5 protein-coding genes and 2 pseudogenes are annotated in these 6,320 nt (G+C 62.8%); 2 read left to right on the forward strand and 5 right to left on the reverse strand.

Going from position 1 to position 6,320, the window contains the following annotated elements; genetic code table 11:
* The 5 genes and pseudogenes from ACZ7NC_RS44030 to ACZ7NC_RS44050 form a co-directional block, all read right to left on the reverse strand.
* Positions 1-285, reverse strand: a 285-nt coding sequence (locus tag ACZ7NC_RS44030; RefSeq protein WP_471497711.1) for a DDE-type integrase/transposase/recombinase, incomplete at its 3' end; no start/stop codon positions are given.
* Complete coding sequence (locus tag ACZ7NC_RS44035; RefSeq protein WP_471497713.1) at positions 282-722, reverse strand: IS3 family transposase; 441 nt, start codon at positions 720-722, stop codon at positions 282-284. The genes ACZ7NC_RS44035 and ACZ7NC_RS44030, both read right to left, overlap by 4 nt.
* Entirely contained in the window at positions 710-1,012 is a 303-nt protein-coding gene (locus ACZ7NC_RS44040; RefSeq protein WP_471497715.1) for a transposase, read from the reverse strand. The genes ACZ7NC_RS44035 and ACZ7NC_RS44040 overlap by 13 nt, the downstream gene beginning before the upstream one ends.
* A gap of 159 nt (positions 1,013-1,171) precedes the next feature.
* The gene (locus ACZ7NC_RS44045) at positions 1,172-1,660 is read right to left on the reverse strand and encodes a hypothetical protein (RefSeq protein WP_471497719.1); all 489 of its coding nucleotides are present in this window, start codon (positions 1,658-1,660) and stop codon (positions 1,172-1,174) included.
* Between the two features lie 1,785 nt (positions 1,661-3,445).
* Positions 3,446-4,273: pseudogene (locus ACZ7NC_RS44050) on the reverse strand (trypsin-like serine protease); the annotation flags it as partial.
* A 1,312-nt stretch (positions 4,274-5,585) separates the two neighbouring features.
* On the opposite strand from ACZ7NC_RS44050, the gene ACZ7NC_RS44055 reads away from it, so the two are divergent.
* Together ACZ7NC_RS44055 and ACZ7NC_RS44060 are read left to right on the forward strand one after the other, a co-directional pair.
* The gene (locus tag ACZ7NC_RS44055; protein ID WP_471497717.1) at positions 5,586-5,933 is read left to right on the forward strand and encodes a DUF2690 domain-containing protein; all 348 of its coding nucleotides are present in this window, start codon (positions 5,586-5,588) and stop codon (positions 5,931-5,933) included.
* 212 nt (positions 5,934-6,145) lie between these two features.
* A pseudogene (locus ACZ7NC_RS44060) lies at positions 6,146-6,250 on the forward strand (IS6 family transposase); the annotation flags it as partial.
* Positions 6,251-6,320 lie beyond the last annotated feature (70 nt).

The raw sequence follows: 6,320 nt of genomic DNA on the forward strand, positions 1-6,320 counted from the left end.
CCCCCGCAGGCGCCTCCGGCACCTTCTGCCTCTCGTCTCGGCCCATCGCACACCTCCGTGATCAAGGTGTTGCGACGACCAGTTGAATCCGCCTTCGCTGCCGCGGTCCGAATGGAAGATCACTCCGTCCACGCCGCCGCGGGTCGCGGCCGCCATCTGCAGGGACGCGGACACCAGGGCGGCGTCGTGGTGTGCGTCCATCGCGTAGCCCAGGCAGCGGCCGGAGAGCAGATCCAGCGTGGTCGCCAGGTACAGCTTTCCCTCCCCGGTGTCGATTTCGGTCATGTCGCCCACCCACAGCACGTCGGGAGCGACGGCGTCGAAGTGCCGGCCCACCAGGTCGCGGGCGGCTTGCGCTTGCCCGGCCGGGTCAACGACCTGCGCTTCTTCGGCGGGCGGCCGTACCAGCCCTGCTCGGCCATGATCTCGGCGACCGTGTTCACGGACACCTGCCAGCCCTCCGCCCACAGATCGAGTGTGATCCTGGGGGATCCGTAGGTGCCGCCCGAGACGGTGAAGAAGTGCTTGATCCGCTCGGTCAACGCAGCCCGCCTGGCCTCGCGTTTCGTCGGGTTCGCGGGTCTTTTACGCCATTTGTAGTACCAGGCCAGTGACACGCCGAGCGCACGGCAGGCCACGGTGTGCGGGATCTTCTCCTTGGCCCTGCAGTCGCTGATCACCCCGACCACCTGCGCCGGGTCCGCCTCAGCTACTTCACCCACAAGACCATGCAGCGTTTGAGAACCTCACGCTCCATCTCCAGCTCGACGATGCGCTTGGCCTGCTCCTTCGCGTTCGAACGCAGCCGGATCAGCTCCTCGCGCTCCGACTCCCGCAGCGGCCCGTCCCCGGATTCCTGAGCGGCCCGGGCCTTGCTGACCCAGTTCTGCAGCGTGGCCTCGTGGATCCCGAGATCCCGCGCGACCTCCGCCGCCGGCTTGCCCGTCTCCAGCACGATCCGGACCGCGCCATCACGCATCTCCGGATCGTACTTCTGTCGCTTCCCCACCATGACCCCCAACTCCCCAACTGGTCACGGCTCTACGCTACGAGGGGAACCACAGAGTTCCCACAGCAGGACGGACCCGAACCCACCGACACCGACGCCGAGTTCGGCGAAGCCCCGCAGCTTTAAGCGGCACCTTGGGGGTCCTTCAGGTGACAACAAACATCACCAGGAACCACCACCGCCGACATCACCCCCTCCGGTGTTGTAGCCGCCGCTCTGCCCCCCACTGAACCCCTGCTGCGGAACCGGCTGCTCCGCCACCGGCTCCTGGAGCGGGCTCTGCTGCTGTGTCTGGGTTGCAGGAGTCTGCAGGGGCGGGAGCTGGAGCGTCTGGCTCCCAGGAGCCTGCACGGGCGGGAGCTGGAGCGGGTCCTGCTGCTGTGCCTGGGGTGCAGGAGCCTGGGACTGCTGTTTTTCGGCGCTCAGTGACACCCCGGGAGCCGTGGGGGCATTCGCCGGGCCATGAGCAGGTGCCGGAGCCTGGGAGGGCAGCTGGTGGTTCTGCTGAACCGGCGTCGGCTCCTGCGCGGCCTGAGCCGACGAACCCTCGCCGCTTTCGCCGAGCTTCCGCTGCACCATCCCCGGATTCAGCACGGAGCTTCCCAGCTTCTGCGGCTGCGGCGTGTCCGGCCCGGTGGCCTGCGTCTGCAAGGCTCCCTCACCTGGCGCGCTAGGTGCGTGGGGGCTGTTTTCCTGCGACGGGACCGGCATGCTCCGCTTGCTGGGCGTGTGTGCATCCGCCTCCGGGACATCCTTGGACGCGGGAACAGCCGGCACACCAGCACCCTCACCCGAAGACTTCAAACCCAGCCCCAGCTGCGACGGCGCCTGCGGCGCCGCCTCAACCCCGGCCTCCGGCTGCTTCACCCGGCCTTGCCCGGGAACCACGCTCTCAGAGTTCTCCGAGACCAACGGCTTCTCAGCCGGGCCCACATCCTGCGAAAGCAACTTGTCAACCGGAGACGACGGCGCCGCGGCCGACTGGGTCGGCTGAAGTGACTTCAGCGGAGCACCATTGAGTGTTTCCGTATAGGACCGAGCCTGGTTCACTTCCATACCGGCGTTAACAGTATGGTATTCGAACGGATTGAGGATTTGCCAAGGCGTTAGGCCTGGGCGATACCTGAACGCATTCCCAGTCAGGCCGAGATTGTAAGAGGAAGCCCAGCTGTCAGGGTCCGCCCCGGGATGACTCCGGCTGTAGGCCTCCCATTCCTTTTGTCTATCGTTGACAAGTGTATTCCGCTCTTGATCGGCTTCCCCGTACCTCGACCGCGCACTCCGTCCTGCGTTAAAACCGTCCAGACCACCCGTAACTGCATTCTCCGGGAGATCATCAAGAGCGCTCTCTACCTCCCTGAGATTCTCCCGCCTGGAAGGGACATCACGTAACTCCTTATTTTCCGCCGAAGTCACACGCTCTCGGAACTCACTCCTGAGTTCCTCAGAAATTTGCTTACCCTTCTCCGAAGTCCGCTCGGACTCCGGCAAAGCAAACCACCTATCAGCAAAACTTCCCCGGACCTCGACCGGCCAGCAAGAAGCCTGTTCTATACACGAGTCCCTGTCCATCTTTTCCAGAAACGGCCTGACTAATTTGTCAGTAACCTGAGTGCCCAAATAAGCCCCAGCAGCGCCCCCCACTCCCACTCTGAAACCCAGCGCATTACCACCCGACACCCCACGCAAACCACTCGAACCACTCACCCCACCCCCCTGCGGAGCATGCAGAGCCTGCGATTGCGGACCCAGCCCACCCCCCCTCGGCGCGGCCGACCCCAAACCCCTACCCTCCACCTCCGACGACGGCCTGAAGACCTCCGCAGACGGCCCCCCAGACGAACCCTGCGACGAAACAGGCGAATCAAAGCTGCCCAACGACATGCGATCCGGCTTCTGCGAACCCGACGGCCCCCCTACACGCTCCCCCGCAGACTCCGGCCCCACAGAATGCAACGACCCACGACGCGACGACGAAGGAGACGAACCAAAATCACTGCCCAACGAAAAGCGATCCGGCACGGACGGCCGATCCAGCACCGACGGCCCCCCCACACGCTCCCCCACAGCCTCCGGCCCCACAGAATGCAACGACCCACGACGCGACGACGAAGGAGACGAACCAAAATCACTGCCCAACGAAAAGCGATCCGGCGCCGACGGCCGATCCGGCACCGGGCGACCCGGCGCCACCGAATCCGAAGGGGCACCCACACGCTCCCCCGTCACCCTGGACTCCACCGGCTGCTGCCCCGAACCGCCCGCCCCCGGCTGACTCGCACCGAAAAACCCAGAAGGCGCCGTCCACGCCCTAGCATTCGAATGCGCTAAATCCCTTTTAACACCCTGAAGACGACGCGCTTCAGCAAGGGCTCCTTGTAAAGCAGTTTCAGTCTTCACCCAATAGGAGCGATGGCCAGGACTCACCAAAGTATTGATACCCACTGCGACGGGTCTGCCTCGGTCATCGAGAGCAACCAGCGGCCCACCGCTGTCGCCCGGAAAAATGGCATCTCCGCCCGAAACGCGCGAGCTCAGCTGTGACGATTTCGAAGGCGCCGTAAACCCATGTGGCGACTCGAAAACGCCAGTGCCTCCACTTTTGACTGTATTTCCCGTCTGATTCGGGTCGAGCCACCTCGTGCCAGTAGTCCACTTTTTTGGAAAACGCTCCAACAATCCAGCATGCGCTAAGAAATCTCTCTTATTGTCCAGCTTTTGCCAACCAAACACGCGTGCACTGTCTATCGCGTCTGATACGGACACAGCATTATCGCCAGATATCGGCAGGTACGTGGCACCTACCGGTCGTTTCAGCTTGACGATCGCGGCATCTTCTTCATGAACGCCGGGCTCATACGTAGGGTTTTTGTATATCCTGTCGATCTCCGCTATGCGAATTTTGCCAGACTCGTCCATATATCTAATTTTTACATCGCCGGGTTTCAATACGCCATTGGCATCCGTGACAACATGCGCCGAGGTGGCCACAATATCGGGAGCAATGAAGAACCCACTTCCCTTTGCCGGCTGTGGCCGCCCATTGCCAGAATCCATAATGTTTTCAAACTTCACCATGAAGGGAGCCTCGCTCCACTGCTGCTTCGTATACCCATCCAACTCGCCACCGACAGCACTTGCGTCGGGGGCCGCAATAAACTGGCCGGCACCAACTCCTGAAATTCCGATCAGCGCAGCGGCAAACAAATTTCGCCCCGCCTTGTCAACCGGACCGGAACTACCGCGCTTCGAGTGAGATCCCATGATCTTCCATCTCCTCCTCAGTAACACAGGCGAGGGTTTTCACATGCCCGCGAGCACGTAACGGGCCGGTTTACCAGCTCGAAAGCCTTAGTAATCGGCTGAGGCAGCAGGAACGCGGGCTACGTAAGCCTGTCACCGAATTCCGAGGGCCCTGCAGGACGACTTTTCAGTAGGGAACCACGCCAGGGGGAACACGTCACCCCAACACACTTGCCGCACCCTCGTTACGCACCAACAGATGTGACCCAGGCCATATCAAGCACGAAACAAAATAAATGACGAATACGCAGAAAAACCCTGCGCTGCATAACAAGGCGTGCCGCCCGCCGTAGCGCGGACACCAAGACCGCCTTGTCCCGCCCCACCGTCATGTGACAGGCGCCTCACTGGCATCCGGCGGCCGGCGAGGGCGGCGAAAACGGCAACTGCGCGGCACCGCACAGCGCCGGCGTACCTGACTGTCGTCGCGCTGAAGGCCACCGGGCCGCGATCAGCAACGCCGCCTTCGCGGCCCGCTCCAAGACGGTGCCGGGGCACGACATCACCACCATCGCCTCGGACTCCCCGCACTGGCATTGCCGGAGAACGCCGCCCCGCCGAAGCTGACCGTGCCGCCGGAAAGCACTGTCTGTGAGAGGCCCCCTCCGTCGAAGGTGACGCCTGTGAAGTCGAAGTCGTGGCCTTGCCACGAGTGGTGATGCTGGAGGCCGCAGGCGGAGGTGGTCGCGGATGAGCCGGATGATGGTGTGCCGGACTTCCCGCAGGGCCAGATATGTGTGGCGGGCTTCGGCACCGTTCGCCAGCGGGCGGGATTCGGCGGTTTAGGGCAGTCGGAGGTAGGCGCATAGGAACCTGAGTTCCGCAGAAACCTGAGCCGATAGGGCAGCCAGGGCCCCGGCGTGTATCCCGATCGCCCGATTCGTGACGATCATGTGATGCCGTAGACAGTCGGGTAGCCCGAGGGAATCTCGCCCCAACGAGGAGAACTTGTCCCCCGAAGACGGACATCCGGGCCCACTACGCCGCCGACCTCGCCGCCCGGGGGCCAAGCCACCCCATGGCCCCCGGCACAGGATTAAAGCGGCTCCATAACACTATCGTCCCCCGACCGCAAGAAGTCTGTGAGCGTGAAGATCTGCAGGAGTAGCTGAAAAGGATCTTTCACCTAACGGGCAAACGGTCCACTGTTATTGCGCTGAGCGATGCTGTCTCGGCATCGGAAGGCGCCGGTCACGGCACCACTTAAAGGAGATATGTGGTGAAAAAGTCAATCACCGCTGGCTTTGGTGTCCTGATCACGGCAATGGGCGTGATGTTTGCGCCTGCTGCCCAGGCTGCTCCAGCACCCGGTTGTTACAGCGCAGCTTGCAGGGGACTTGATCCCGACCAGGCCGGCTGTAGTGCTGATGCGTACACCGTGACGCAGATAAACACCTCGAGGGGAAACATCCAACTCCGCTACAGCCCCTCGTGCCGCTCGAACTGGGCCCGCATGACCAGCCCTACTCCCGGAACCTTTTTGTGGATCAAGGAGTGCTCAAGCGGGTACAGGGAGGAGTTCTCAGTGCCGTCCGGATACACCGTAGCCTGGACGGACATGGTGGATGGCGCAGGTCCGGTCAAAGCTGGCGACGTGTTCACATCCACCACCTGCCTATGACTTACCTGATCGTTTCAGAATGAGTTCGGTGTGGCAGCTGGGCGTTGGGGGCGCTGCCGCGCAGGGGACTGCAGCATGATTGACGAGGGCATTGTCACGTTGATCTGGGCCCGTGAGATGATCTTCGGGTTGGTCATCCTGGGGGCTGTTCGTGGACACCGCGCCGTCGTACAAGGGGCACCGGTAGCCGGTGGAGGTCATCTCGCACTGCGATGTGGCTGTATCACCGGTTTTCCCTTTCCTACCGTGATGTCGAGGAGCTGATGCTCGAGCGCGGTGTGGAGGTCTCCTACGGGCGCTGTCAAGTTGCCTGCGAGTGAGGCGAGTTGAGGCAATGTGATGGTGCGCGGGTGTCGTGAGTGGCACGGCGTTCAGCCGTGCGCGGGC

It is taken from the genome of Streptomyces sp. NPDC111802, assembly GCF_055634335.1.

What these genes read in the sequence shown, in the direction of transcription:
- ACZ7NC_RS44040 (WP_471497715.1), bottom strand. Translation starts at nt 1,012, where the DNA reads ATGGTGGGGAAGCGACAGAAGTACGATCCGGAGATGCGTGATGGCGCG.
- ACZ7NC_RS44055 (WP_471497717.1), top strand. Translation starts at nt 5,586, where the DNA reads ATGTTTGCGCCTGCTGCCCAGGCTGCTCCAGCACCCGGTTGTTACAGC.